The 24,730-nt window shown below is 70.1% G+C and carries 23 protein-coding genes and 1 pseudogene; 9 read left to right on the top strand and 15 right to left on the bottom strand.

Translation table 11 applies throughout. The annotated features are described in order from the left end of the window. Positions 1-363 precede the first annotated feature (363 nt). The 7 genes and pseudogenes from ACFYO0_RS38465 to ACFYO0_RS38435 form a co-directional block, all read right to left on the bottom strand. Complete coding sequence (locus tag ACFYO0_RS38465) at positions 364-987, bottom strand: DUF6461 domain-containing protein (RefSeq protein WP_388685772.1); 624 nt, start codon at positions 985-987, stop codon at positions 364-366. Between the two features lie 139 nt (positions 988-1,126). Beyond that, positions 1,127-1,337, bottom strand: a pseudogene (locus ACFYO0_RS38460) (hypothetical protein); the annotation flags it as partial. Beyond that, a complete protein-coding gene (locus ACFYO0_RS38455; protein WP_388685770.1) occupies positions 1,334-2,374 on the bottom strand; it encodes a hypothetical protein in 1,041 nt (346 codons plus the stop codon). The pseudogene ACFYO0_RS38460 and the gene ACFYO0_RS38455, both read right to left, overlap by 4 nt. A gap of 202 nt (positions 2,375-2,576) precedes the next feature. After that, positions 2,577-3,749 (bottom strand): hypothetical protein, encoded by a 1,173-nt coding sequence (locus tag ACFYO0_RS38450; protein ID WP_388685767.1) that lies wholly within the window; start codon positions 3,747-3,749, stop codon positions 2,577-2,579. Then, positions 3,746-4,789: a hypothetical protein gene (locus ACFYO0_RS38445; RefSeq protein ID WP_388685765.1), complete on the bottom strand. Its 1,044-nt coding sequence runs from the start codon at positions 4,787-4,789 to the stop codon at positions 3,746-3,748. Before ACFYO0_RS38445 ends, ACFYO0_RS38450 begins: the two co-directional genes overlap by 4 nt. Before the next feature lie 31 nt (positions 4,790-4,820). Then, positions 4,821-6,731, bottom strand: a complete 1,911-nt coding sequence (locus ACFYO0_RS38440; RefSeq protein WP_388685763.1) for a DNA/RNA non-specific endonuclease — start codon at positions 6,729-6,731, stop codon at positions 4,821-4,823. 130 nt (positions 6,732-6,861) lie between these two features. Further along, the gene (locus ACFYO0_RS38435) at positions 6,862-10,242 is read right to left on the bottom strand and encodes a hypothetical protein (RefSeq protein WP_388685760.1); all 3,381 of its coding nucleotides are present in this window, start codon (positions 10,240-10,242) and stop codon (positions 6,862-6,864) included. 492 nt (positions 10,243-10,734) lie between these two features. Here ACFYO0_RS38435 and ACFYO0_RS38430 point away from each other — a divergent pair, with 492 nt between their 5' ends. From ACFYO0_RS38430 to ACFYO0_RS38415, 4 genes are all read left to right on the top strand, one after another. Continuing rightward, positions 10,735-11,280: a hypothetical protein gene (locus ACFYO0_RS38430; RefSeq protein ID WP_388685757.1), complete on the top strand. Its 546-nt coding sequence runs from the start codon at positions 10,735-10,737 to the stop codon at positions 11,278-11,280. A gap of 48 nt (positions 11,281-11,328) precedes the next feature. Beyond that, positions 11,329-13,539, top strand: coding sequence for a trypsin-like serine protease (locus ACFYO0_RS38425; protein ID WP_388685755.1), 2,211 nt, complete (start codon positions 11,329-11,331; stop codon positions 13,537-13,539). Positions 13,540-13,694: 155 nt separating this feature from the next. Further along, entirely contained in the window at positions 13,695-14,027 is a 333-nt protein-coding gene (locus ACFYO0_RS38420; protein WP_388685753.1) for a hypothetical protein, read from the top strand. 39 nt (positions 14,028-14,066) lie between these two features. Beyond that, positions 14,067-14,378, top strand: coding sequence for a hypothetical protein (locus ACFYO0_RS38415; protein ID WP_388685751.1), 312 nt, complete (start codon positions 14,067-14,069; stop codon positions 14,376-14,378). A 228-nt stretch (positions 14,379-14,606) separates the two neighbouring features. Here the strand turns inward: ACFYO0_RS38415 and ACFYO0_RS38410 are convergent, their stop codons facing one another. The 4 genes from ACFYO0_RS38410 to ACFYO0_RS38395 form a co-directional block, all read right to left on the bottom strand. Next, the gene (locus ACFYO0_RS38410) at positions 14,607-14,915 is read right to left on the bottom strand and encodes a helix-turn-helix domain-containing protein (RefSeq protein WP_352378408.1); all 309 of its coding nucleotides are present in this window, start codon (positions 14,913-14,915) and stop codon (positions 14,607-14,609) included. Then, a complete protein-coding gene (locus ACFYO0_RS38405; protein ID WP_388685749.1) occupies positions 14,915-15,301 on the bottom strand; it encodes a type II toxin-antitoxin system RelE/ParE family toxin in 387 nt (128 codons plus the stop codon). Before ACFYO0_RS38405 ends, ACFYO0_RS38410 begins: the two co-directional genes overlap by 1 nt. 170 nt (positions 15,302-15,471) lie before the next feature. Continuing rightward, positions 15,472-15,810, bottom strand: a complete 339-nt coding sequence (locus ACFYO0_RS38400) for a hypothetical protein (RefSeq protein ID WP_388685746.1) — start codon at positions 15,808-15,810, stop codon at positions 15,472-15,474. Then, complete coding sequence (locus ACFYO0_RS38395; protein ID WP_388685744.1) at positions 15,807-16,103, bottom strand: hypothetical protein; 297 nt, start codon at positions 16,101-16,103, stop codon at positions 15,807-15,809. The genes ACFYO0_RS38400 and ACFYO0_RS38395 overlap by 4 nt, the downstream gene beginning before the upstream one ends. Before the next feature lie 160 nt (positions 16,104-16,263). Between ACFYO0_RS38395 and ACFYO0_RS38390 the strand changes: the two genes are divergently transcribed. Beyond that, positions 16,264-16,536 (top strand): GntR family transcriptional regulator, encoded by a 273-nt coding sequence (locus tag ACFYO0_RS38390; protein ID WP_388685742.1) that lies wholly within the window; start codon positions 16,264-16,266, stop codon positions 16,534-16,536. Between the two features lie 171 nt (positions 16,537-16,707). Here the strand turns inward: ACFYO0_RS38390 and ACFYO0_RS38385 are convergent, their stop codons facing one another. Next, entirely contained in the window at positions 16,708-17,247 is a 540-nt protein-coding gene (locus ACFYO0_RS38385) for a DUF6082 family protein (RefSeq protein WP_388685739.1), read from the bottom strand. Positions 17,248-17,356: 109 nt separating this feature from the next. Between ACFYO0_RS38385 and ACFYO0_RS38380 the strand changes: the two genes are divergently transcribed. Together ACFYO0_RS38380 and ACFYO0_RS38375 are read left to right on the top strand one after the other, a co-directional pair. Beyond that, a complete protein-coding gene (locus tag ACFYO0_RS38380) occupies positions 17,357-18,229 on the top strand; it encodes an LLM class flavin-dependent oxidoreductase (RefSeq protein ID WP_388685736.1) in 873 nt (290 codons plus the stop codon). Positions 18,230-18,444: 215 nt separating this feature from the next. Further along, on the top strand, positions 18,445-19,212 hold the full coding sequence (locus ACFYO0_RS38375; RefSeq protein ID WP_388685734.1) for a class I SAM-dependent methyltransferase: 768 nt from the start codon (positions 18,445-18,447) through the stop codon (positions 19,210-19,212). 9 nt (positions 19,213-19,221) lie between these two features. Here the strand turns inward: ACFYO0_RS38375 and ACFYO0_RS38370 are convergent, their stop codons facing one another. The 3 genes from ACFYO0_RS38370 to ACFYO0_RS38360 form a co-directional block, all read right to left on the bottom strand. Beyond that, the gene (locus tag ACFYO0_RS38370; RefSeq protein WP_033323600.1) at positions 19,222-19,569 is read right to left on the bottom strand and encodes a helix-turn-helix transcriptional regulator; all 348 of its coding nucleotides are present in this window, start codon (positions 19,567-19,569) and stop codon (positions 19,222-19,224) included. Between the two features lie 72 nt (positions 19,570-19,641). Continuing rightward, a complete protein-coding gene (locus tag ACFYO0_RS38365) occupies positions 19,642-20,793 on the bottom strand; it encodes a winged helix DNA-binding domain-containing protein (protein WP_388685731.1) in 1,152 nt (383 codons plus the stop codon). Positions 20,794-20,873: 80 nt separating this feature from the next. Beyond that, positions 20,874-21,209 (bottom strand): DUF192 domain-containing protein, encoded by a 336-nt coding sequence (locus ACFYO0_RS38360; RefSeq protein WP_388685728.1) that lies wholly within the window; start codon positions 21,207-21,209, stop codon positions 20,874-20,876. Positions 21,210-22,027: 818 nt separating this feature from the next. Here ACFYO0_RS38360 and ACFYO0_RS38355 point away from each other — a divergent pair. Next, positions 22,028-22,801: an isoprenyl transferase gene (locus ACFYO0_RS38355; protein ID WP_388685726.1), complete on the top strand. Its 774-nt coding sequence runs from the start codon at positions 22,028-22,030 to the stop codon at positions 22,799-22,801. A 320-nt stretch (positions 22,802-23,121) separates the two neighbouring features. Then, on the top strand, positions 23,122-24,447 hold the full coding sequence (locus tag ACFYO0_RS38350; protein ID WP_388685723.1) for a PhoH family protein: 1,326 nt from the start codon (positions 23,122-23,124) through the stop codon (positions 24,445-24,447). Positions 24,448-24,730 lie beyond the last annotated feature (283 nt).

Genomic DNA, 24,730 nt, shown 5'->3' with positions numbered 1-24,730 from the left:
GGGCGGCCGTCAGCACAGCGGTTCGCTCACAGGGGCCCTGGGCGTGCACCACCACACCGACCGGTCCGAGACCGCGTTTGGGTGGGTGCCGGTGCGGTGGTCGGGGCAGAGCGGCCGGATGATGCGCAGGCGGGCTGCGAGGTCGCTCCGGACGGCCTCGGCCACAGCGAGGTGAATCCCCGGCGCACGACCTGCTGGAGCTTCTGCCCCTCCTGGTCGGTCAGTCTGCGCACCCGCACAGGCTCAGCCACCACACCTCCAGCGGTCGGAACGGACGTCACCGCTCATCCGGACGTTCCAATTGCCAACCCGGCGGACCTTCCCGGTCAGTGCATTGGCGTCGTAGGACGCCCGGACGTGTGCCTACAAGATTTCGATGGCGCCCGGCGGGACAGGGCCCTCGCCCGCGTAGGAATCACCGCGCGGTGCGGACGGGGCGTCGTCCTCGGCCAGGGTCAGGGTAGGCCAGGGGGCGGCCAGGGTGGCGTCGTCCAGGGTGACGCCGAGGTGGTCGAGGACGAGGGCGACCACGGGGGCCATTCCGGAGTCCCCATGCTCGCTCAGGGCTTCCTGGGCTCTGTCCCACCAAGGGCTGGGATGTCCGGGCCGGGGGTGTTCCAGGCCGGGTTCGAAGTTCTCCAAGCACTCGCCGTCGCGCCAGTGCTGGAAGACGGCAAGCCCCTCGGTGGACAGGACGCTGTAGGTCTCGGTGCCTCGGGACAGTGCGGCGAGGGGTTCGGGCCAGGAGCCGATGACGCCGTTCTCCTCGACGCAGAACGTCCACTCGCCGAGCCTTCCGGAGCGTAGGAGCGACACCGTTCCGGCGGCGAATTGACCCGTGGGCAGGTCGAATGCGGCGTCCGCATCGAGCAACCGGGAGCGGGCTGGGTCGGCGCCGTAGCGGGTGAACACCTCGGCAGGTTCCAGGCCCCGGGTGAAGGTGACACAAATATGGTCCACCGCCCAGTCGAGCGCGTCTGCCGTCATGTTCTGACTCCGTCCTGTGTACCAGCGCCGTCTGCCGGATCGTGTCTGCCGAGGTACCGCCGACTTGCTATCGCCGACCGGTTGCGGCGCTGCAGTCGAACGTTGTCCGGTGACACGGCGGGGTTTACGTGGTCCCACACGTGCGGTCCATCACAGTGCGGCCACGGCTCGTCGGCGGGCCACAGGAGCGGCCCGCCGACGGAGCTGTCGCGCCCCGTCGGTGAGCCCGGCCGCGGGTGCAGCCGGGTCGCCGTCCGCGCCAGCGGGGCCAGTTGAGGGAAGAGCGCGTTCACGTCGAGTGGCCGCGGTGGGGTGGTGAAACTCCTGCCGGCTCCTGGCGTGCCGGTCACTGGATCAGCTCGATGTGAGGGTGGGACGGGTCGGCCGGGCAGGCGTGGAGCTGGAGGTTGTTGTCGCCGACGATGCCGATCTCGGTGAAATCGCCGGCCTGGGTGCCCAGGGGAAGCGGGGTCGGGTTCGTCCGTTCCTCCTCGGGGATCCAGGTCTCGCTGCCGCCGTCCCATTCCGTGGAGGCGATGGTGAGGAGCGGGACCTCCTCGGTGCCGCACTCGGGGCAGGGGCGGGGTATGGGGTCGGTGGGGCTCCAGCGGGTCCAGCCGCCGGTCTTCCAGCCGGGGGCGGTGGAGAGGTTGTTCAGGTAGAGCTCGCCCGGGTCGTACGCGTATGTGTTGTACCGCGCGGGGTCGATCGTCTCCCAGCGGCTCATGTCGTCCAGCTGGTCCTGATGTTCCCTGTCCAGCTCCGAGGGGTTGGGGTACTCGGTGACCTGCTCCGGTGAGAACAGGCACGGCTCCGGGAGGTAGCAGTCCCGCTGGACGATGGGCGGCTCGGGCGGTGCATCGAGAACTTCGGTGACGGTGGTCGAGGAGCGCCAGAAGATGGCGGTCCTGGGGGAGGCGTGTTGCGCGTGGTCGAAGGGGCACCACAGGACCTGGAGGAGGTCCGCGTCGGGCAGGCACGGGAAGGGAATGTCGCGAGCGTAGAGCTGGGCGACGGGGAGGAGGGGGATCGGGCCGTCGAACCACGGGCGGTCCGAGAGCCGCTCCCAGGTCGCCCGTTCCTCCGGAGTCCACTGGGGTGCCTCGGGGTCGAGGCGCCGCCGCTCGGCCGCTGCGGCGCGGTCGTGACGGAGGATCCGGACGTCGTCCGGGGAGTGGACCACCGGCGCCGCGTGCCGGTCGTGCGGCTCGTCGCAGTACGGCCACGGCTCGTCGGCGGGCCACAGGAGCGGCCCGCCGACGGAGCTGTCGTGCACCGTCGGCGCCCCTGGCCGCGGGTGCAGCCGGGTCGCCGTCCGTGCCAGCGGGGCCAGTTGAGGGAAGAGCGCGGTCACGTCGAGTGGTCTCGGCGGGGTGGTGAAACTCATGTCGGCTCCCGAGGGCACGAACAGGCTGCGGAGGGCGGGATCAGTTCCCCACTGATCCGTCCTCTCGCTCGATAATGGCGCTCACCGAAACTCCCAACCGGATTCGTGCTGGTGGCGTCCCGATGCCTGGCGGATAGGGAATGCGGTGTCGATTGGAAGCCGAATGGAACGGCGCAGGCAGCGTGAGGCGGAGGCCGACCGGCTACTGCATCAGCTCAAGATGGGGGTGATCCGACGACAGCGGGCAAATGTAGAGCTGCTGTCGGCCGCCGCGACCGATCTGGACTGCTGTCGGTTGCCGAGGGGCCAGGTCGGGGACAGGCGGTGCGGCGTGGGTCCGGCCAACGCGACCTCGGTCGTGCACGGCGATGCCTTGAGCCCGGAAGAAGTCGACCACGGCTTGGGTTTCCGAATCAGTCTCCGCGGCGGACGGCCTGGGACGGGCTTGCTCTGCCTCTGGGCTCCAACTGCGAGTGTCGTCGTCCCATTCGAAGGTCGCGATGGTCAGCAGCGGGTCCATTTCAATGCTGCATGCAGGGCACAGCCGAGGTAGGGGATCGGTGGATCCCCAGAATGGCCACCCGCCGACTTTCCAACCGGGCGCAATGGAGAGGCAGTTGCGGTAGAACACCTCCGGAGCGGTGGAGCAGGATCCGTCCAGCGCGGCTCCGGCCCCCTGCCACCGGCTCGGATCGGCCAGCTGCTGTTGCAGCTCCTTGTCCAGCTCCATGAAGTTGGGGTACTCCGTGACCTGTTCGGGTGCGAGCAGGGACGGCTCCGGAAGATAGCCCTGAGACTTGATCGCAGGCGGCTCGGGGGGCGTGTCGAGTACGTCGGTGACGGTGGCGGCGGAGCGCCAGCGGAGGACGGTGCGGGGGTGGGTCGGGTGGTCGAAGGGGCACCACAGGACCTGGAGGAGATCGGCCCCGGGCGGACTCGTCGGGAGAGGGACGTCGCGGGCGTACAGCTGGGCCACGGGCAGGAGGGGGATCGGGCCCTCGGGCCAAGGGCGGCCCTGTCGGATCCGCTTCGAGGTTGCCAGTTCGTCGGGCGTGGGCAGGGACGCCGGGTGGCCGAGGTGCCGCCGGCTTGTGATAGCTGCCTGGTTACGGCGAAGGAGCCGGATGTCGTCCGGGGAGAGGGCCACGGTCGTCGCGCCCTTCTCGTGCGGTTCTTCGCAGTGCGGCCACGGCTTGTCGGCGGGCCACAGGAGCGGCCCGCCGACGGAGCTGTCGTGCGCCGTCGGCGCCCCTGGCCGCGGGTGCAGCCGGGTCGCCGTCCGCGCCAGCGGGGCCAGTTCAGGGAAGAGCGCCGCCACGTCGACCGGCCGCGGTGGGGTGGTGAAACTCCTGCCGGCTCCTGGCGTGCCGGTCACTGGACCAGCTCGATGTGAGGGTGGGACGGGTCGGCCGGGCAGGCGTGGAGCTGCAGGTTGTGGCCGCCGACGATGTCGATCAAGGTGAAGTTGCCGTCCCGGGCGCCCAGGGGGGGCGGGACCGGGTCCGTCCGTTCCTCCTCGGGGATCCAGGTCCCGGTGCCGCCGTCCCATTCCGTGGAGGCGATGGTGAGGAGCGGGACCTCCTCGGTGCCGCACTCGGGGCAGGGGCGGGGTATGGGGTCGGTGGGGTCCCAGCGGGTCCAGCCGCCGGTCTTCCAGCCGGGAGCGTGGCAGAGATTGTTCAGGTAGAGCTCGCCCGGGTCGTACGCGTATGTGTTGTACAGCGCGGGGTCGATCGTCTCCCAGCGGCTCATGTCGTCCAGCTGGTCCCTAAGCTCTTTGTCCAGCTCCAGGGGGTTGGGGTACTCGGTGACCTGCTCCGGTGAGAGCAGGCACGGCTCCGGGAGGTAGTAGCCGAGCTGGACGATCGGCGGCTCGGGCGGAGCGTCGAGGAGTTCGGTGACGGTGGCGGAGGAGCGCCAGAAGAGTGCGGTCCTGGGGGAGGCGTGTTCCGCGTGGTCGAAGGGGCACCACAGGACCTGGAGGAGGTCCGCGTCGGGCGGCCGCGGGAAGGGGATGTCGCGGGCGTAGAGCTGGGCGACGGGGAGGAGGGGGATCGGGCCGTCGAACCACGGGCGGCCCGCCTTGATCCGCTCCAAGGTCTCCAGTTCCTCGGGGGTCCACTCGGGTGCCTCGGGGTCGAGGTGCAGCCGCTCGGCCGATGCGGTCCAGACGCGGCGGAGGAGCCGGACGTCGTCCGGTGAGTGGACCACCGGCGCCGCGCGCCTGTCGTGCGCCTCGTCGCAGTACGGCCACGGCTTGTCGGCGGGCCACAGCAGCGGCCCGCCGACGGAGCTGTCGTGCACCGTCGGCGCCCCTGGCCGCGGGTGCAGCCGGGTCGCCGTCCGCGCCAGCGGGGCCAGTTCAGGGAAGAGCGCCGCCACGTCGAACGGCCGCGGTGGGGTGGTGAAACTCACGCTGGCTCCCGATGGCGCGAATTGGCTGTGATCAGTTACCGAGGTTGAGCAACCCGGTGTTCTCGTAGGTGTTGGTGACGTAGACGTTGGGGAACAGTTCCTCGGTCGTCCCGTTCGCCCGTTCGATGCTAGCGCTCATCGTGACGCCCATGGGGATGGTGCTGTTCGCGTCCTTGTAAACGGGTGTCACCTGGTAGAAGACCGCGTCGTTCGTTCCAAGACCGGAGCCGGGCTCCTTGATCATTTTCTGCGCAATAGTCTCGTAGGTCCGCATGCTGGGCGTGCCCGTGTTCATCCCGGCCTGCCAGCAGGGGACGAGGTTGGGCCGAGTGAGCGCACTCGTACCCTGTCCGCCGAGGACGCTCGCGATGAGATGACACCGGGACAGCCCGGAGGTGACGTTGTTCGCCTTCTTGAACGCCTCCGCGTCCGTCCAGCCGGTGATGGGACCGCTGGTTCCCTTCCCCCCGCCGGTCTTCCGCCCCAGGCATGCCTGCGCCTGGGTAGGCCGCAGTCCGGGCCCGCCCGCCGGGTCGCTCTGGTTGACGAGCGGAACCGGCTCGGTGGTGTTCTTGAACCAGCCGTCACCGTTGGGAATCGAGTTGATCGGCGAGGGGTCGTTCAGGCAGCTGGCCTGCGGTCCGGTGTCCGGCGTCGAGACCGGCAGCTCGAACTCGTCGCCGTCGATCACCCGCTGGTCCTTGAAGCCGTCGGCGAGCTGTGTGTCGGCGAACTGCTTCTCGGTGGGCGTGACATGGGCCTGCACGCAGGGTGAGGCGGGGTCCACGACACGGGCGTCGTTCAGGATGTAGGTGTCCCATTCCCCGTTGCCGAGGTTGGGGATCACCTCAACGCACCGGCCGCCGGCGGCACCGCCCTCCTTCGCCTCGCCGAAGGGGAAGTCGCCGCAACTGTCCGCGTCGACGAGTTCCGGCTGCGCCACGAAGCCCCCGCAAGTACTGGCGGTGCGGCCGGCCACGCCGCTGGTCGACCGGGTCAGCGGGCTGCCCTTCTTGCCCCAGGCGCCGTTGAGGTTCTTCTGCGCCCAGCCGTAGGCGGCCACGGCGCCGCCCGCGTCCCCGCTCGTCGCCTTCATCGGAACGACGGCCATGACGGAGGGGACGGCACAACCCGCCACCGACGACCCGCCGACCGCGTCGTCGCACCTGATCTGACGCGAGTTCTTCCACGACGCGTTCGGGTCGGTCGCCGTCGCGCCAGGGGACGTCACGTACATCGCATAGGCCGTGTAGAAGGAGGCGGAGGAGCCCGTCGTCTGGGGCGAGGAGTAGGTGACGCTTCCGGTCAGGGTCTGGCCGAGGGTGATGTTGCCGCCGAACCAGGGGGCGGTCTTGGTGGCCCTGCAGCCGGCGTCGCACGAGGCGCGGAACTTGGCGTTCAGCGCGGTGACATCGCCGACGGCGCTGGTCATGGTGACGGAGACCTGCTCGCTCCAGGTCGTGGCCGTCGGCGAGAGGTCACCGCCGGCGGAGACCTCCAGGACGCCGCGTCCGATCTCCACGCCCTTGCTGTCGCGGAGGATGTAGGTGACGTTGATGCCGTTCACGCAGTACGAGAAGCGCTCGTAGCCGTAGTTGCCGGGGCCGGTGATGCCGCAGCTTCCCGCGGCGGCTGCTGCTGCGGAGGCGGCAGGAGCGGCGGCGGCAGGAGCGGCGCCGGCCGCGCGGGTCTTCGCCTTCGCGGGGGCGGCGGTGACCGTCACACAGGACTCGACGGCACCCGCGCGGCGCTCCTTGGAGCCCGGCGCGGTGGCGGTGCAGTCCTCACCGGAGCCGGCCGCGAACTTGCTGGTCTCGATGGTCTCCGCACTGGGCGCTGCAGACTTGGTGGTGGACGAGGCTTTCGCCATCGCGGGCGGCTCGGCCGCCTGGCTCGTCGCGGCTGTCGTAGTGACGAGGGTCAGTGCGGTGAGGACGGTCAAGACCGTCGAGCGGGCGCGTCTCCTTGAGGCGCGCCCGCCACGTATTCCATGCACGGGGGCAGGACCTTTCCATGAGAAGAGGGGGACAGGGGGCGCCGCCTGATTGCGGCGCCCCGGGAGATGGGAGGAATCAGGCGGCCAGGCCCCAGTCGCTGAGGCCCTTCGTGATGCCGGAGACCAGGTCCTCGCCGGCGTCTGTGATCTTGCTGACGACGGGCTTGACGACGCCGCCGCCGAGCGCCTTGTCGGCAGCGCCGACCCACTTGTAGGCGCCGAAGGTGACCAGGCCCAGGCCGGTGCCGGCGGCGGACTCCCAGAAGGCGCCGCTGGTGAAGCCGTGCTCGATGCCCGTGAAGAGGGTGCCGAGGGCGCCCGCGCCCGTAGAGACGCCGGCCAAGAAGCCGGCCGCGAGGAGGGCAGGCGGGAAGACGAAGGCTGCCAAGGCGCAGCCGGCCGCCAGGAATCCGGCGCCGATGCTGACCACGTTGGCGGCGTCCGCGTAGAACTGGGCGTCGCTCCACCACTCGTCGGCGTCGCCGTCCTCGGTGCCCTTCGGGTTGACCTTGTTGTTCTTTTCGTTGTCGGCCGGGTTCTGGCCGGCGTCGCGCTGGTCCTTGGCTTTGCGCGCGTCCTCCTTGGCCCTCGCGATCTCCTCGGCCCGCTTCTTGTCGGCGGCGATCTGCTTGGCCTGGGCGTACGCGATGGCGGCGGCCTTCGCGTCGGCGGAGGCGGCGAGCTCGGCGGCGCGGGCCGCGGCGGCGGAGCGCTGGGCCGCTGCGGAAGAGGCGAGGGCCGCGCGCGCCGAGTCGACGGCCTTGTTGGCCGAGTAGTTGGCGGAGCGGGCGGCGCCGCGGGCGGTGGCGGCGGCGTTCTTCGCCTTGGTGGCGGAGGCCTGGGCGGCGTCGGCCGACTTGTCGGCGGCGTCGGCGTTGTCCCGCGCCTGCTGGGCGTAGTCCTTGGCATTGTCGGCAGAGTCGAGCGCCTTCTGCGCCCACCTCTGGGCCCAGTCGGCGTCTTTGCGGGCCTCGGCGGCGGCCTTCGAGGCGAGGGCTGCGTCCTCCTGAGCCTTCTCCGAGATCTTGGCGGCGGCGGCGATGGCCCCGCGGACGGCGGCGACGTGGGTGGCAGTCTCGAAGTCGAGCTGCGCCGTGCGGTATTGGATCACGGTGATGAAGTTGCGCAGCATCCACGCCGGCCCTTCGAGCGCGACCTCCGCGTAGGCCTTGGTGAAGGCGCCCGCGGTGTTGATCAACTCGACGGTCCGGAACTGGTCGTCCTCCTTGGTGGCCCGCGGGTAGTGATGCTCGAAGAAGTCGTTGAGGGACTCGGTGGTGTTCTCGTCGAGCGCCTTGTTACCGGCCTTCTTGACGGCCTTGCCGGGATTGTCGCCGAGGATCTTGCTGATGGCGACGCGCAGGTCCTCGTCCGAGGCACGCTTCATACCGCCGGTGAGGAAGTCGCCGACGGCCTTGGAGTTGGTGCTCTCCAGCGCGGCCGCGGCGGCCGCGGCGACCTTCGGACCGGCGATCGTCGCCACGTGGAGGGTGGTCTCGCGGTCGTCCTGCGTCTGGGCAAGGGCCCGGTCGAGGTCGATCCAGGCGTAGACGTCGTCGTCGGAGCCGGCGAGGGCGTGTTGGGCGGCCTGCCGGGTGTTGGCCCCGCGGGCGTCGATCAGGGCGACCGCGGCCTGCCTGCCCAGGGTCGCGGCGACCGACATGTCGCCGGAGTACAGGGCCTCTTCCGCCTTGGAGATGAGGTCCTTGGTCCCTTGGGTGGTGCGCTCCGCCATCAGCCGCTTCTCGCGGACGTCGGAGAGCTCGGCCTGCTCGATGGCGGCGAGCTGCTGGGCCTCCTCGATGGCCTGCTGCTTGTCCTGCTCCAGGGTCTGCGCCTCGGCGGCGCGGGCATTCTTCTCCACCTCGATGGCGTCGGTGACGGCCTGGGTGGCGATGTTGGCGGCCTTCACGGCGGCCGCGGCGTGGGCGGTCGACTTGTTGGCGTAGTCGACGGCCTGACCCGCGTGCTTCACGGCCTCCTCAGCGGCGTCCGCGGCATTGTCGGCGTGGTCGGCGGCGGAGTTGGCGGCGTCGCGGGCGGTGCGGGCCGCCCTGGCGGCGGCGGTCGCCAGGGCCTGGGCGGCGGAGGCGGCGTTGGTGGCGCGGTTGGCGGCGCTGGTGGCGATGGCGGCCTGGCGCTTGGCCTCGTTGGCCTCCGCCTGGGCGGCACCGGCGGAGACGGCGGCCTGGGCTGCGGCGATCGCGGCGGCGGCCGAGTTGCGGGCGGCGGAGGCGGCGGCCTGGCCGGCGGCCGAGGCAGCGTCGCCGGCGAGAGCCGCCTTGGCGGCAGCGGCGGCGGCGCTGCGGGCCCTGGAGGCGGCGTTGCGGGCGGCCACCGCGGCGTCCTTGGCGCCCTTCGCCATGCCGGCGTCCTTGGACGCGGCGATCGCGGCGTTGTAGGCGCGGGCGGCGGCGTTGCCGGCCTTCGCGGCGGCCTGGGCGGCGCCTGCGGCGGCCCAGGAGGCGCGCTGGGAGGCCTTCACGGCGGCGTTGGAGGCGTTGACGGCGTTGCGGGCGGCGTCGGCCGCGCCCTTCGCCGCACTCGCGGCCTTGCGGGCCGCGGCCCCTGACTTCTGCACGTCGCTCTTGGCGGCGGCGGCCTCGGCGGCAGCCTTCTCGGCGGCCTCCTTGGCCTTGGTGGCGGCGGTCTCGGCGCGGGCCCCGGCCTCGACGGCCAGGTTCGTCTCGCGCTCGGCGCGCTTGCCCTCGCGCTCGACGACGGCCACCAGCTCCTCGATGGTCGCCGACTCCTGGTCGCGGGCGCGCGCGATGTGCTGGCCGGTCTCCATGAACCACTCGATGTCGTTCGCGGTGCCGCTGAGCGCGCGGTCCGCGTACTTCCGCACCTCCGGGCCGCCGGCCATCAGCATGGAGCTGACCTGGACCCGGGTGTCCTCCAGCCGCGCGTCGTACTGCTTGTCGGCGAGGAAGGCGAAGAGGGCCTGCTCGGTGCCGGCGTCGAGGGCGGCGTTGGCCTTGCGCACCACGGCCTTGCCGCCGGTGGACGCGACGATGCTGGTGGCGACCTGGAGGTCCTCCCGAATGGCGGGGGCGAAGCCCTTCGAGAGGAAGCCGGCTATCGCTTCGTCGCCGTTGTCCAGGGCGGCGACGGCCTCGCGGCGCAGGCCCTTGCCCGCACGGTCCAGGCTGCGGATGATCGCGACCCGGTTGTCCTGCACGGTCTGCTGCGGCAGCGTCTCGGCGAGGAAGGTCCGAATCTCGGTGTCGGTCCCGGACAGGGCCGTGGTGGCGGCGGCCTTGACGCCCTTGCCGCCGGTCAGCCACGCGCGGACGGCCTTGGCGCGCTCGGTGTCCGGCAGCGGCACCGGTTCGGGCGCGGCGGCTTCGGCGGCAGTGGCGGTGGCCGGTATCAGGACCGAAGGGGTGGCCGCGACGGCGGTCGCGCCGGCGAGCGCACCGAGCACGCGGCGTCTGCTCCAGAACGTTTTCTGCATAAGGGGATTTCCTCGCATGAGAAGTGGGATGAGTTCCGCCGGAGTCGGGCGGGCAGGATCCGACATGGATATACGCCACTGAACGACGGCGACCCTATCAACTCGCCACGGTAAAAGCAGAGATAAAGAACAGCTTTACCGGAAGCGGAATACAAGCCTTCGTTACGGTTTCCTTATGGAGGCTCGCACAACCTTTTGCGAGTGTGATGAGGGTCACGATGATGCCCCAACTGCCGCCCTTTTTATGGGTGTTGGAGGGGTGGACAAAGCCGGGGATGCGAGATGGCATAACGAAGATGAAGCGGCTCCCCGGGCTCGTGGAGGGTCTCTGTCTTCGCGGGGGGTGACGCAGCGAAACAGTCGGGGACTGGTTATTCCCGCTGCCCGGGAGTGTGGGGGGCATACGAATTTCGGACGCCTTCTTGCGGACGCCTTCGCGCCTGTCTCGAGCCACACCTACAGACATCGATCGAAAGTAACTTCAGGAAAGTGATGAAGGCACGCACCACAATTGCGGCGAAACCGCAGCGTAAGAGATTCATAGCGCGCACGCTGGGCGCGGCGACCGTCGGAGCCCTCGCGTGGGTCGCGCTGGCGGCCGGCGGCCCCGGCGGGTCCCACCCCGAGACCGGCACCGCCACGGTCGTCGCGGACGGCGACCCCGGCTACGCGGTCGAGGACTTCAACTACCCTCAGGCGGACAAGATCCTGACGGAGCAGAACATCGTCCTGAAGCGCGGCGACGGCCACATCACGCTGGCCGACTGCGCGAGCGGTACCGGTCTGATCGAGGTCCTGGCCCGCGAGAAGGCGGAGACGATCTGCTTCCGGGTCGTCGGCAACTCGGGCTGGCTGACGCTGGAGATCCCTGCTGTCTACGCCGTCAAGGGCAACGACTACGACACCGAGGTCGACATGACTGTCGGTGCCGAAGAGAAGTCCTTCGACATCCTCAAGAACGCCTGGACCGCGGTGGGCGAGAGCGCGGAAGAGCAGGGCCGTGAGCACATGCTCGTGGAGATCAGGACCTCCAAGTAGCGCCCCGTTCAAGCCCGTTGTCCGCTCTGCCTTCAAGGAACTGAACTCATGCGACACACCAGACCCGTGCGCTATGCCGCACTGGCCTCATCCCTGATCACGGGATCCGTTGCGCTGACCGCTGTGCCCGCCGCCGCGGTGACCGGCCCCGAGGTCGCCTCCGGTGACACCACCCACGCCTACACCGCGCAGCTGATCATCGGTGACCACGACCGTGGCTGCTCCGGCGTCCTGGTCGACCGGGAGTGGCTGCTCACCGCGGCCAGCTGCTTCGCCAACGACCCGGCCGCCAGTCTCGCGGTGCCCGCCGGCAAGCCGGCACAGAAGACCACCGCGACCATCGGCCGCTCCGACCTGACCGGCACCGACGGTGCCGTGCGCCAGGTCGTCGAGCTCGTCCCGCGCACCGACCGCGACGTGGTCCTGGCCCGCCTGAACCGGCCGGTCACCAACGTCGCCCCCATCGCCCTGGCCACCGCCGCGCCCGCCGCGGGCGAGGAGCTGAAGTTCGCCGGATACGGCCGTACGAAGACCGAGTGGGCGCCGCTCAAGCTGCACACCGGGGCGTTCTCGGTGACCGCGTCCGCCGCCACCACGGCCACGGTCACCGGCAAGGACGGCGCGGCCGCCTGCATGGGCGACACCGGCGGCCCCGTGGTCCGCGTGGCGAACGGCACCCACCAGCTGGCCGCCGTCAACAGCCAGTCGTACCAGGGCGGTTGCTTCGGCATCGACGAGAGTGTGACCGACACCGGCGGCATCACCGCCCGTGTCGACGACCTGGCCGCCTGGGTGAACTCCAAGGTCGACGCGAACCGCGTCACCGACTTCAACTGCGACGGCACCGAGGACATCGCCATCGCCGACCCCGCGGCGAGTGTCGGCGGCGACGCCGACGCGGGTGTCGTCCGGATCGTGTACGGCGGCGGCAAGGGCACCGCCGAGATCAACCAGGACCTCGACTGGGTGAACGGCGGCTCCGAGGCGAGCGACTGGTTCGGTGAGGCCATCGACACCGTCGACTGGGACGAGGACGGCTGCACAGACCTGGTCGTGGGCACCCCCAGCGATGACATCGGCACCGTCGCCGACGCGGGCATGGTCGACATCCTGCACGGCGCCCCGGGCGGCCTCGGCACGGGTGCGACGAAGAACACCCACTTCGAGCAGGGCCAGGGCGCCGGTGCCATCGCCGCCTCCTCCGCCGAGAGCGGTGACCGCATGGGCCACGCACTCGCCGCCGGCACCACCGCCACCGGCGAGCCGTTCCTGGTGATCGGCCTGCCCGGCGAGTCCATCGGCAGCATCGCCAAGGGGGGCGCGTTCTTCTACCTGCGTGGCAACACCACCGTCGGAGTCCAGCAGAACACCGCGGACGTGCCGGGTGGCGTGGAGGCCAACGACGGCTTCGGCAGCGTCATCGCGGCCGACGCCAACCGCATCGCCATCGGCGCCCCCAACGAGGCCATCGGCACCGACGCGGGCGCCGGCACCGTGGCGGTCTTCGACCACAAGCTGAACGCCGCAGGCATCCCCACCCCGCTGCACAGCCTGGACCAGGACCTCGACTCCGTCTCCGGCGGCGCCGAACCCTCCGACCAGTTCGGCTCCGCCCTGGCCATGGTCCCCTACCGCCCCTCGGGCGCCGCGGCCGCCACCGAGTCGATCCTCACCGTCGGCGCCTGGGGCGAGGACCTGACCATCAACGGCGCCAACAAGTCCGACACCGGCACCGTCCTCACCTTCCGCATCCCCGCCTCGGGCACCTTCACCCAGCTCAACTCCTACACACAGGGCACCAACAGCGACGACATGATCGGCTCCGCCGAGACCGGCGACCGCTTCGGCTGGACCGTGACCGCCGTCAACACCGCACCCCGTGCGGTGAGCACCACGGCGACCATGAAGCTGGCCGTCGGCGTCCCGAACGAGGCCATCGGCACGACGGCGAACGCGGGTGCGGTCCAGACCTTCTCGCTCCTGGGCGCGCCCGGTGCCAACGGCCGGTGGCTGGAGGCCGGCAACGGCGACGGCATCCCCGGCACCCCGGGCGCCAACCAACTCCTGGGCCGCAGTATCCACTTCACCGGCACCAGCCTGTACGTCGGCATGCCGTACGGCCCGAGCACCGGCGCCGTGCACGCCCTGCCGATGTCCAACGTGACCGCCGGCGGTACCGTCGCCCCGGTCACCACCTACCGGCCCGGCCAGGGCGGCCTCCCGTCGGTCGGCAACCGCTTCGGCTACAGGGCGCGATAGCCCACGAGTCCTCCGGGGGCCGGCGCGGACCGGCCGCCCGGAGGACCGCGATGCGCGAAACCCGTCGTACGGCGGGTGGTAGAACCGCACTCCTCGCACCCCTTGTCGCTCTCATCCCACGACAGCACCCCATGGCCCCGGTGTGAACCGGGGCCATGGGGTGCTTCGTTGTCCAGCCGTACCCGTTGCCGTCGGGCTGCCGTAACCCGAACCGCTACTTCACCGACAGCTGGAGCTGGGAGCGCAGCGCCCCCGTGGCCGGCGACTTCAACGGCGACGGCAAGACCGACATCGGTGTTCTTTGCAACAGAGGCACGACAGCCGAGGACCGAATCCGCCACGCCCTGTGGACCTTCACCAGCACCGGCGACTCTGTGAGCACACCCCGCCAGGACTGGGACGGATCCGCCCAGCGAGCAGTGTGCATCGTGAAGTTGCTGGTCACGGGTCTGGCTGGTCACGGGTCTGGTGTGCGCGGGAGTAGGTGACTGCTCGCTGGGAGTACGCCTTGACGTGGATGTCACCCTGTGGCCGCCCTGGACTCCGGCGGCCAGATCGGCGGGGCCTCCACGAGCGCGCGGGATGTGAGCGAGCAGAAGCGGGTGGATGCCGAACTCACCGGGCTGTACGAGCAGCAGCGGCATATCGCCCTGACTCTGCAGCACAGCCTGATGGGCACGCCGCCCGAGGTGCCCGGGATGCCACGGCCTGCCGCTATCTGCCCGCCGCTCAGGGGCCCGGCGTCGGCGGCGACTGATTCGACCTGGTGCCGCTGGGCATCGGCCTCGCCGACGCCCTCATCGGCGATGTCATGGGACGCGGTCTGGAGGCATCCGTAGTCAGGGGGCAGCTGTGCTCGGCCGCGCACACGCCGGCACTCGCGGCTGGTGAGCTGCGCCTCGGCGCCGGTGAATTCGGGCCCGTATGCGGAGTCCAGCTGGACGGTGTCCAGTCAGAGCACGACTTCGTCCGCGTACAGCAGCGTGTGCCCGCACCCGGAACCCCGCGTGGGGTTCCGGGTGCGGGCATCTCAGCGCGCACTGCGCGCACTCCTGCGGGGCGGCTGCTCAGGCAGCGTGTCCCTCGAAGCGGAACTCGGGACTGGTGCGCGGGTCGATTCGGGCACCCGACTCGAGTGCGGTTGCCAGTTGCTCGAGGAGTTCGAGAGTCGGATCGACCCCGCTCTCTTCGATGGACTCGATGTCCTCCTCGGACATCCCGGCCCGGCGCGCCAGTTCAGCCGTGCTCCAGCCCAACGCCGAGCGCCGGTCGTAGACCGCCTGGGCGAAGTCCATCCGCCGCCCCGCGGCGCGGTAGGCGGGGTCTTCGCGGTGCTCGGACGGGACCTTCCACCTGGTGTGGTATCCGCTGCTCATCAGGCCTCCTCGCCCCTACGGTAGACGCCGTGCTCGCCCGCCGGAGGGCGCTCGGCCTCGCAGCGCTTTCGTGCTCTTCGCACTCTCGGGACTTCGTCGGCTTCCCGCATCCTCGTCTTCCGGAACATGGTGAGCAGGACGGCTCTCCGGCCGGGAGCCAGCCAGTACGTCACGCGGAATGCGCCGATACGCAGCTCGCGCAGCCCGTCGCCGAGGTGGCTCGCCAGGGGAAACGGCAGGGCCGGACCATCGGTCGCGAGTCGGTCGGCGAATCGTTCGGCGGCCCTGTAATCCGCAGGCGCGAGCACCTCCAGCCACGCCTGCACCTCAGGCTCAAGTTCGATTGTGTACAGGTCGGGTGGTTCCGGCACTTCTGCTCCGTTCATGCTGGGTTTCAGGGTCTTCACTCTGGTGGCCAGATGCGCTGGGCTTGGCCGATTCGGCTCGGCATCACCGGATTGGGGCGGCGGGCGGCGTGGAGCGGTCAGCCATGCCCAGGCGTCGGCCCCGGGCATGGCTGGCCGACGACCGGGCATGGCGTGAGGCCACCCGACAGCTACTGCGTCCGGCAGCGCGGGCATCCACACGGCGGGTATGACGACGTACGCGGCACCGGGTCGGTGCGACCACCGGTCAGGACCTCGACCTCGCCGCGGTCCTCGGTCACGGCGCCCTGCGCGTTGACCTTGTAGACGCGCAGGGTGAGGCGGGAGCGCCGGCGAGGAGTTTCCGGGAGTTCCAGGGGGTCGGTCATGGGCGGGTAGTGGTCCGCGCACTCGGGGCAGGCGTAGACGTTGAAGCCGGGGCCCGTTGCCGCGTGGACCTCGTGGACCAGGACCGGGTGACTTGTGGTGCGGTGGCAGCGGGCGCACATCCGCACGGCGGGGCGCGTCATCGGATGGCTGCCGGTACGCGGATGCCGTGGATGCGGGTGGGGCCGACGTCGATGCCCAGGGTTGCCAAGTACAGAGCGCGGCGGCGTTCGCGTTGGCGGCGGTGTTCGGCGGGGTCCAGGACGTAGGGGCGTACGGGGCGGGATGTGCTGCCGTCGAGGAGTCCGGCGAACCGGGGCGGCGGGGCCGGGACGAACCGCAGCGGCGGTACCGAGCCGAGGCGGTGGCGGCCACGGGGGCGTGGGGTGCAGATGCTCAGCATCCAGGCGAGGAGTCGGAGGATAGGGTTTTGCATGTCGGCGCTCCTTCGAAGCGTTCGGCCACGCCCCGGGACGGCCGCAATCCGTCGCCGGGGTCTTCATGTTCTGAAGCAGAACTTAGCTCGACTTGTATCGCTACGTATAGAGACGTATCTCAATGATAGAGACCTTATCTGTACGAGTAGCTTCCTGATCATGAACTTCCAGCCGGACGCTGAAATCGATCACGAGGGACCGGTTACGCCCTACCAGCAGCTGGCGGGCATCCTGCGTGCCCGTATCAAGCGGGGGGACTGGCAGCCCAACAGGGCTATCTCCAGTGAGACCCAGCTCGTGCAGCAGTACGGGCTCGCACGTACGACTGTCCGGCGCGCGATCGCTGTGCTTGTCGAAGAGGGGTTGGTCTTCACCGTTCCGCAGCGGGGGACGTACGTTGCTCCGCAGCCGGAGGCCCTCGACGGCGAGTGACCCGCAAGCCCGATAGTGGCGGCACTCCGGGTTGCCGACCGGCCCGGATCAATCGTCTCGTGTGTCGGGAAGCGGTGTGGTCGCCGCCACATACCGCTCATCCACCAGCTGATGGAACCGCCGGGCCCGCCGAGTGCTCGCCGCATCCCGCCGCGCCATGCGGGACGCCGCTCAGAACCTACGAGCCGGAACCGTCGAGAAGATGCTGTCGGCGCCCTGCCGCAAGTGCCCCTCGCTCAGCGCACCAAGCTCGAACATCATCTCCCAGTGGGAGATGACCAGGTTCAGGTAGAGGTGCTGGCGCCGGGACTCCTCGGAGGTGTTCGCGTCCAGCCTGCCCCAGCACGCCATCAGGGACGGGTCCGTCATCGCCATCCGCATCAGTTCGGTGTGGGCGGTGCGCATGCCCTGTTCGCGGTTGGCCTTGCTCTCGCGGGCCTGGAAGACGAGCGAGGCGCCCACACCCGCGAGCGCGAGCCCGGCGATCAACGCCGAGACCGCCCCGTACGCCTGGGCCACATTGCCGACGCGCTGCCAGTCGCTGTCGGAGCCGTCGGGGCCGTAGGCGCGTAGGGCAAAGGGGGAGAGGAGGACGAGGGCGGCGGAGGCGGCTATCGCCAGGACCGAGAGGGCGATACGGACGGCGGGGATGCTCAACGCGCGACGACGTCCGTTCGCGGGGCGGTCGGGGGCGCCGGAGTCACTGCTCATGGCCTGCGTCCCTCCCGGCTCGGGGTGGGGCGGCAACGGGGCGATTGCGCCACGTGGGCACGACGTAAAAGCAGTTGTTCGTGCCGGGACCTCAGGTTAGGAAGGGCACATGACTGCTCTCGGTGCCGTGTTCCGTCCCCAACTGCCGCCCGAAAAGCTACGAGACGTGGCCCGTACCGCCGATGCGGCGGGGCTCGAAGAGCTGTGGCTGTGGGAGGACTGCTTCCTGGAGAGCGGGATCGCCACCGCGTCCGCCGCGCTCGCCTGGACCGAGCGGCTGCGGGTCGGGATCGGGCTGCTGCCCGTGCCCCTGCGGAACGTCGCCCTCACCGCCATGGAGACCGCCACCCTCGACCGCCTGTTCCCCGGTCGCTTCACGCTGACCGTCGGGCACGGGGTGCAGGACTGGATGGGGCAGGTCGGCGCGCGGGCCGAGTCGCCGGTCACGTTGCTGCGCGAGTACCTCGACGGGCTACGGGCCCTGTTGCGCGGCGAGCGCGTCACCACCGACGGGCGGTACGTGAAGCTGGACGACGTCGCGCTCGACTGGCCCCCGCCCGCCGCGCCCGCGGTCCTGGCCGGCGTCACCGGCCCCCGTTCGCTGCGCCTTTCCGGTGAGGCGGCCGACGGTACGTTGCTCACCGCCGGCACCCCGCCGGAGGGCGTACGGAAGGCTCGCCAACTCATCGACGAGGGGCGGAAGTCGGTCACCCGCACCGACCCCCATCGCATCGTCGTCTACCTCCTCACCGCTACCGGACCGGACGCCGTCGCCCGTCTCAAGGCTGAACAAACCGCCGAGGGCGAGGACAAGATCCCCGGCCTCGGAGCCGCCGGCGACGCCGGTACGGTCGCCAAGGCCGTGCAGCGCCTGGTCGACGCCGGAGCCGACACCGTGATCCTCCAGCCCACCGCCGACGAACCGGACCCCGAGGGCTTCGTCCGCTTCGCGGCGGAGGAGGTACGGCCACTCGTTCCGTAGGAACCAAAGCGCTTCGCTGGAAGAAGTAGGAACCAAAGCGCTTCGCTGGAAGAAGAGTGTTTAACCTGCGGGCCGGTGGGGGGCTGGTCGCGCAGTTCCCCGCGCCCCTAATGGGGCGCGATACCGCATCGGACTTCACAAAGGCCGCCTAGGGCACCGTAAGCCCGGAGAAATCCAGTCGCGGGCCGGGACGACCGGCTGCCACGATCGGCTCCATGAGCCAGTCACCCACCACCTTCGAAGACCTCGTCGCCGAAGCCGAAGCCGCCCCCACCGAAGGCTGGGACTTCTCGTGGTTCGACGGCCGGGCCACGGAGGCCCGGCCGTCGTGGGGCTACGCGCGGGCGATGGGGGAGCGGCTGACGAAGGCCGAAGCCGCGCTCGACATCCAGACCGGCGGCGGCGAAGTCCTCAACACGGCGGACCGACTCCCGCCCCTCACCGTCGCCACCGAAGGCTGGCCACCGAACGTCGCCAAGGCCACCGCCCTCCTTCGCCCGCGCGGCGCGGTCGTCGTCGCGTCACCGGAGGACGCCCCGCTGCCGTTCGCGGACGAGGCGTTCGACCTGGTCGTGAGCCGGCACCCGGTGCAGGCGCACTGGACCGAGATCGCCCGCGTCCTCAAGCCCGGTGGCACGTACTTCGCCCAGCACGTGGGACCCAGCAGCGCGTACGAGGTCGTCGAGTACTTCCTCGGCCCTCAGCCGGAGGCCGCGCGCAGCGCCCGCCACCCCGACCACGAACGCGCCGGGGCCGAGGCAGCCGGGCTGGAGATCGTGGACCTGCGGGCGGAACGGCTGCGGATGGAGTTCTACGACATCGGCGCCGTCGTGCACTTCCTGCACAAGGTGGTGTGGATGGTCCCCGGCTTCACCGTCGACCAGTACCGGGACCGGCTGCGCGAGCTGCACGAACGGATCGAGGCGGAGGGCCCGTTCGTTGCCCACAGCGCCCGCCACCTCATCGAGGCCCGCAAGCCGTGAGCCGAGGGCTCAGGCCTCGTCCCGCAAGCCCAGCCGCAAGTGCTCCACGTGATGCAGCGCCTGCTCCAGCAGCTCCGCGACATGGTTGTCGTACAGCGCGTACACGATCGACCGCCCGCGCCGCTCACCCGTGACGAGCCCGAGGTTTCGCAGCAGCCGGAGCTGATGCGAACAGGCCGACTGCTCGAGTCCCGCCGCCTCCGCGAGTTCGCCGACCGCGCACGGCCCCTCCTGGAGGCGGGCCAGTATGCGCAGCCGCGAGGGCGTGGCCAGGGCCTGGAGCGTGGCGGCGACGTCCACGGCGCCGACGGCGTCCAGACGTTCGCGGGTGCTCTTCTCATCGACTCCGTGGCCCATGACGCCATGGTATCGACGGGACCGGACAAGCAGCCGAAACGGCCGCAACCGGTCGGCAGGCGGGTTACCGGCTTATGCGTGCGGGCCGACGGTCACCTTCCCCACCACCAACTCTGGCTTGGCCTCAAGCACTTCACCCACCCGTTCCACCTGCTCCCTCAGCTCCCGCTCCTGCGCCCCGCTCAGCCGCCCCAGGGGCTCCACGGTCACTGTCGTCCGCTTCCCCTGCCGCCGCTGGTGCCAGACCCCGGCGACCACGCCGTCGACGAGCAGCACGGGATAGTTCCCCGCCTGGCCGCCCGCCAGGGCCCGCTGGTACGCGGCTCCGGGGAACATCCGCTCCCGCGGCTGCGCGGCGATGGCGTACGCGTCGAAGTACGGCAGCAGGCGCACCCCGCGTACGCCCTCCGAGGGGAAGCCGGTGTCACCCGCCACGACCCAGGCGGGCGCCCCTTCGAAGTCGACCTCCTCGATCCCGCCGGAGGAGTCCAGGGCGGCGAAGAGATCGGCGGCCCAACTCTTCGGCCCGCCAACCCACTTGGCGAAATGCTGAGGGGTCGCCGGGCCGTACGCGCGCAGATAGTGGCGTACGAGCATGGCGAGGGCCTCGTCCGCGGGCAGCGGCTCGAAGCGTGGCGGACGGGTGTACGTGGCCTTGCGGCCGCGGTTGGGTGCGAAGCACAGGGCGCCGGACTGGCCCGCCCGGTGCATCACCTGGCGCCAGCGCGGCCACTTGCCCTGGAACGCCTCCATCACCAGGTCACCGGCCCAGGGCCCGGTGCGGGCGACGACCTCCTCGGTCAGCTCGTCGATGGTCAGCTGCTTCCCGTCCAGGGCGTCACCGATCGCGGTGACCACCTCGTCCTCCTGACCGGGCGTCATCCGCACGTCCGGCGGGAAGGCGCTCGGGCCGGTCGGGATCGCGGTCAACGCCGTGGTCCAGAAGGGGAGTTCGGTGGATGCGAGGAGGTGGATCGTGCCGCGCGGGCCGTACGTCTTCACCACGCTGCGGTCGTCCCACAGGGCCGCGCGCACGTCCTGCCGGGTCGCGCCGTCGAGTCGCAGGCCCACCGAGAGTTCGGCAGCCGACAGGACCTGTGCGTGGGCGGCGAGCAGTGTGCCGACGACCTTGGCGGCCGGGGTGCCGGGCGGTGCGGGCCTACGGAGCAGTTGTCGCTCATGTCGCCGTGCACTGGCCTCGTCCCATGTGATCCTCGGTGTCATGGTGGCGACGTTAATCCCGAACGAGGTCAGATTCTGTCCTCTTTGCCGCGCTGCACGCGGGCGGGACCTGGAAGGGTCGCTCAGAAGTCCCGTACGGTGATCCGCACCCCGTGCCGCAGGCCCCACCGCTCCATTGCCCCGGCCTCCGCCTCCAGCACGTGCCGGGCCCGGAACCTGGGCAGCCCGACCCGGCCCGGACGCATCGTCCGGACCGCCAGGACCCGTAACTTCCGGTCCAGGTAGGCGACATCGATCGCGAACCGCATGCCCATCGTGTGCACGGCGCTCGCAGGCGTCAGCAGTAGCGCACCTTCGATTCCGTCTCGGTCGAGCAGCCCGCGGCGCCGTGCCCGTACGGACTCGGCGAGCTCCAGTGGGACGGGTTCCGGGTTCTGCGGGGTGGTGAAGGTGGCCATGGCTGCGAAGTTAGCGGTCGGCGTCAAGCGAGTGTTCCGTGTGCGGTTCACCCGGGGGGAGGACCCCGGGGAACATGTCACCGAAGACCCCGCGAGCGGTCAGAAACCCCTGAATTCCTCCTCATTCTCTTTGTTCTCCTTGGATTCCGTTGTGATTCGGCCATGATCAGGACCGGAATGAACGTCTCCGCACCCACCCCGGCGTTGTCGGGCGGTTTCGGAGAGTAGTTATCTGACGCCAATGCACGCAGCATCACTTACGAAGGGTTATGGTGGAAACCCCCCCTCGGGCCGGTCCGTCTCCCCCCCACGGACCGGCCCGTTTTTTGTCCGCTTCCGGGAGGGGGCCGGGTGTGTTCGCCCCCGCCGCCCCTACCCGTCCCGTCCCGGGGCGCTGCCTCGGACCCCAGGGGCTCCGCCCCCGGACCCCCGCATCGGCCTGGCGGCCTCGTCCGCGGAGCGGAGTCCCGGCCGGAGTCCTTGGGCGACCTTGATGGAGTCCGGTGCGGTACTGCGGCGTAGGTAAGGGGCGCGGGGCCGTATCGATTTTGCGGCTCCGCCGCGGGGCGCGTCCAGCGCCCCGTAAGGGGCGCGGGGAACTGGGCGACCAGCCCCCACCAGCCCGCAGGTTCATCACCGTTCTTCCAGCGGAGTGCTCACTGCCGACCCCCGGGGCGGGACGGGCAGGGGCAGAGGGGGCGAAGAACCACCCCCCGCACCCGCCCAGCCCTTACACCCCAAGGGGCCCTGACCGCCCCGCAGCGGTAGGGTGTCGCCCTCGGGGGATCGCCATCTGCACGGAGGGGCTGACTAATAACGTGAACCTGCGCGACAACCTGCGCCGCTTGCTGCTCAGGGTCTACGCACGCAGGGTGGAGGTCCACCTCGATCACGACCAGGTGCCCAAGCACATCGGGGTCATCATGGACGGCAACCGGCGTTGGGCGAAGGCGGCCGGGAGCACCACGGCTCAGGGGCACCGTGCCGGCGCGGACAAGATCGAGGAGTTCCTCGGCTGGTGCTCCGAGACCGACGTCGAGGTCGTCACCCTCTGGCTGCTGTCCACGGACAACTTCGACCGGCCGCAGGAAGAGCTGGGCCCGCTGTTCGGGATCATCGAGAATGTTGTGCGCACTCTCGCCGCAGACGGCCGCTGGCGCGTCCACCATGTCGGTACGCCGGACATCCTGCCTTCGCATGTGCAGACCGCGCTCAAGCAGGCCGAGCAGTCCACGGCCCATGTCGACGGGATAGTGGTGAACGTCGCCATCGGCTACGGCGGCCGTCAGGAGATCGCCGACGCCGTCCGCTCGATGCTCCTCGACCACGCGGACAAGGGCACCTCAATGGAGCAGCTCGCCGAAAGCGTCGACGTCGACATGATCGGCAAGCATCTCTACACCAGCGACCAGCCCGACCCCGACCTGGTGATCCGTACCAGCGGCGAACAGCGGCTGTCCGGATTCATGCTCTGGCAGACGGCGCACTCCGAGTACTACTTCTGTGAGGTCTTCTGGCCGGCCTTCCGCAAGGTCGACTTCCTGCGCGCCCTGCGTGACTACGCGGCGCGACATCGCCGCTACGGAGGCTGAGCCTCCGCTGGCAAAGGGGCTCATCAGGGCGTACTCAGTGGTGTATGTCATCTGGAGTTAACGCGCTCGCCGTCACATGCCGTGGCATGGCCGCGCCTCATCCAGGGCATAAGCCCTCCAGGTCGACACCCGAACCACGGGTGTCGTATCTCAGCGGACGGCACGGGGCCGTCCGCCCGGGAGGCCCTTTGCACCAGCCCGACCGTGCGGTCAGTACGGACGAAGCGGAGGGCCGGTTCTCGGCCCGTGCATCGGTGCCTGAGACCGGTCCAGATCCTCTCCGTCGCTCCCCGACCTCATCCGAGGGGGTACGTCCTTCCGTGGTGACCAGCACAAAGCGCCACAAGCCAGACCGGCGCACTTACGTTCTCGACACCAGCGTCCTGCTGGCCGACCCGCACGCCATGAACCGCTTCGACGAGCATGAAGTAGTGCTCCCCGTCGTCGTGGTCACGGAACTGGAGGCCAAGCGGCACCATCCCGAACTGGGTTACTTCGCCCGGCAGGCCCTGCGTCTGCTCGACGACTACCGGGTGAAGTACGGCCGCCTCGATGCCCCCATTCCCATCGGGGACCTGGGCGGGACGATCCGTGTCGAGCTCAACCACTCGGACCCCAGCGTGCTGCCCACGGGCTACCGCCTGGGGGACAACGACTCCCGCATCCTCGCGGTCGCCCGCAATCTGCAGGCCGAGGGGTTCGATGTCACGGTCGTGTCGAAGGACCTGCCGCTGCGCATCAAGGCGTCCTCCGTCGGCCTCCTCGCCGAGGAGTACCGCGCGGAACTCGCCATCACGGACTCCTCCGGCTGGACCGGAATGTCCGAACTGACGCTGCCGGGTGAGCAGGTGGACATCCTCTTCGAGGAAGGACACGTCTTCGTCCCCGAAGCCGCCGACATGCCCGTGCACACCGGGCTGACGATCCACTCCGAGCGCGGCAAGGCGCTGGGCCGGATGACGCCCGAGGGCAACGTCCGTCTCGTACGCGGCGACCGGGAGGCCTTCGGCATCAAGGGGCGCAGCGCGGAGCAGCGCATAGCGCTGGATCTGCTGCTCGACCAGGACGTCGGGATCGTGTCGATGGGCGGCCGGGCCGGCACCGGCAAGTCCGCGCTGGCACTGTGCGCGGGTCTGGAGGCAGTGCTCGAACGCCGGCAGCACGAGAAGGTGATGGTCTTCCGGCCGCTGTACGCGGTGGGCGGGCAGGAACTCGGCTATCTGCCCGGCAGCGAGGCCGAGAAGATGAGCCCGTGGGCGCAGGCCGTCTTCGACACGCTGTCGGCGGTCACCAGCCGCGAGGTCATCGAAGAGGTCACCGCACGCGGCATGCTGGAGGTCCTGCCGCTCACGCACATCCGTGGCCGTTCCCTCCACGACGCGTTCGTGATCGTGGACGAGGCCCAGTCCCTGGAACGGAACGTCCTGTTGACCGTTCTGTCCCGAATTGGTGCGAATTCGCGGGTCGTTCTGACCCATGACGTGGCCCAGCGGGACAATCTCAGGGTCGGCCGGTACGACGGAGTGGTCGCCGTCATCGAGAAGCTGAAGGGTCATCCGCTCTTCGCGCATGTGACCCTCACCCGGTCCGAGAGGTCCCGGATTGCGGCACTGGTGACGGAAATGCTGGAGGATGGGCAGATCTGACCGAAGTGCTCAACTTCATAGCGGTTGCGCGCTAGTTGGCGCCGTCCAGCAAAGGCACTGAGCCTAGTTGGGCGGCGCCTCGGCGTGTGCGGGTTTCCGGAAACCTCCTGGACCAAACAAGGTGTGAGCTTTCACACGTGGCACAGAATTGCCTCCTGCCGTCGGATTACGGCAGAGTCTCACTCCTGTCAGGCCCCGCATACGACACACCTGTACCCCCAGCGGTACGGCACCACAGCAGAACCCCAGAACTCCATACAGTCGTCGTATGCCGCCCGCGCAC

This window comes from Streptomyces sp. NPDC006365 (assembly GCF_042870755.1).
Classification (GTDB): domain Bacteria; phylum Actinomycetota; class Actinomycetes; order Streptomycetales; family Streptomycetaceae; genus Streptomyces; species Streptomyces xiangluensis.
The sequence above is the reverse complement of the archived record's forward strand: the minus strand, read 5'-3'. Positions and strand labels throughout refer to the sequence as shown.

Bases quoted from the DNA above. Each gene is read 5' to 3' on its own strand.
- ACFYO0_RS38455 (WP_388685770.1), bottom strand. From the start codon at position 2,374: ATGAGTTTCACCACCCCGCCGAGACCACTCGACGTGACCGCGCTCTTC.
- ACFYO0_RS38365 (WP_388685731.1), bottom strand. From the start codon at position 20,793: ATGACACCGAGGATCACATGGGACGAGGCCAGTGCACGGCGACATGAG.
- ACFYO0_RS38425 (WP_388685755.1), top strand. From the start codon at position 11,329: ATGCGACACACCAGACCCGTGCGCTATGCCGCACTGGCCTCATCCCTG.
- ACFYO0_RS38390 (WP_388685742.1), top strand. From the start codon at position 16,264: ATGAACTTCCAGCCGGACGCTGAAATCGATCACGAGGGACCGGTTACG.
- ACFYO0_RS38395 (WP_388685744.1), bottom strand. From the start codon at position 16,103: ATGCAAAACCCTATCCTCCGACTCCTCGCCTGGATGCTGAGCATCTGC.
- ACFYO0_RS38405 (WP_388685749.1), bottom strand. From the start codon at position 15,301: ATGAACGGAGCAGAAGTGCCGGAACCACCCGACCTGTACACAATCGAA.
- ACFYO0_RS38410 (WP_352378408.1), bottom strand. From the start codon at position 14,915: ATGAGCAGCGGATACCACACCAGGTGGAAGGTCCCGTCCGAGCACCGC.
- ACFYO0_RS38370 (WP_033323600.1), bottom strand. From the start codon at position 19,569: ATGGGCCACGGAGTCGATGAGAAGAGCACCCGCGAACGTCTGGACGCC.
- ACFYO0_RS38360 (WP_388685728.1), bottom strand. From the start codon at position 21,209: ATGGCCACCTTCACCACCCCGCAGAACCCGGAACCCGTCCCACTGGAG.
- ACFYO0_RS38385 (WP_388685739.1), bottom strand. From the start codon at position 17,247: ATGAGCAGTGACTCCGGCGCCCCCGACCGCCCCGCGAACGGACGTCGT.
- ACFYO0_RS38430 (WP_388685757.1), top strand. From the start codon at position 10,735: ATGAAGGCACGCACCACAATTGCGGCGAAACCGCAGCGTAAGAGATTC.
- ACFYO0_RS38435 (WP_388685760.1), bottom strand. From the start codon at position 10,242: ATGCAGAAAACGTTCTGGAGCAGACGCCGCGTGCTCGGTGCGCTCGCC.
- ACFYO0_RS38380 (WP_388685736.1), top strand. From the start codon at position 17,357: ATGACTGCTCTCGGTGCCGTGTTCCGTCCCCAACTGCCGCCCGAAAAG.
- ACFYO0_RS38420 (WP_388685753.1), top strand. From the start codon at position 13,695: ATGGGGTGCTTCGTTGTCCAGCCGTACCCGTTGCCGTCGGGCTGCCGT.
- ACFYO0_RS38400 (WP_388685746.1), bottom strand. From the start codon at position 15,810: ATGACGCGCCCCGCCGTGCGGATGTGCGCCCGCTGCCACCGCACCACA.
- ACFYO0_RS38375 (WP_388685734.1), top strand. From the start codon at position 18,445: ATGAGCCAGTCACCCACCACCTTCGAAGACCTCGTCGCCGAAGCCGAA.
- ACFYO0_RS38465 (WP_388685772.1), bottom strand. From the start codon at position 987: ATGACGGCAGACGCGCTCGACTGGGCGGTGGACCATATTTGTGTCACC.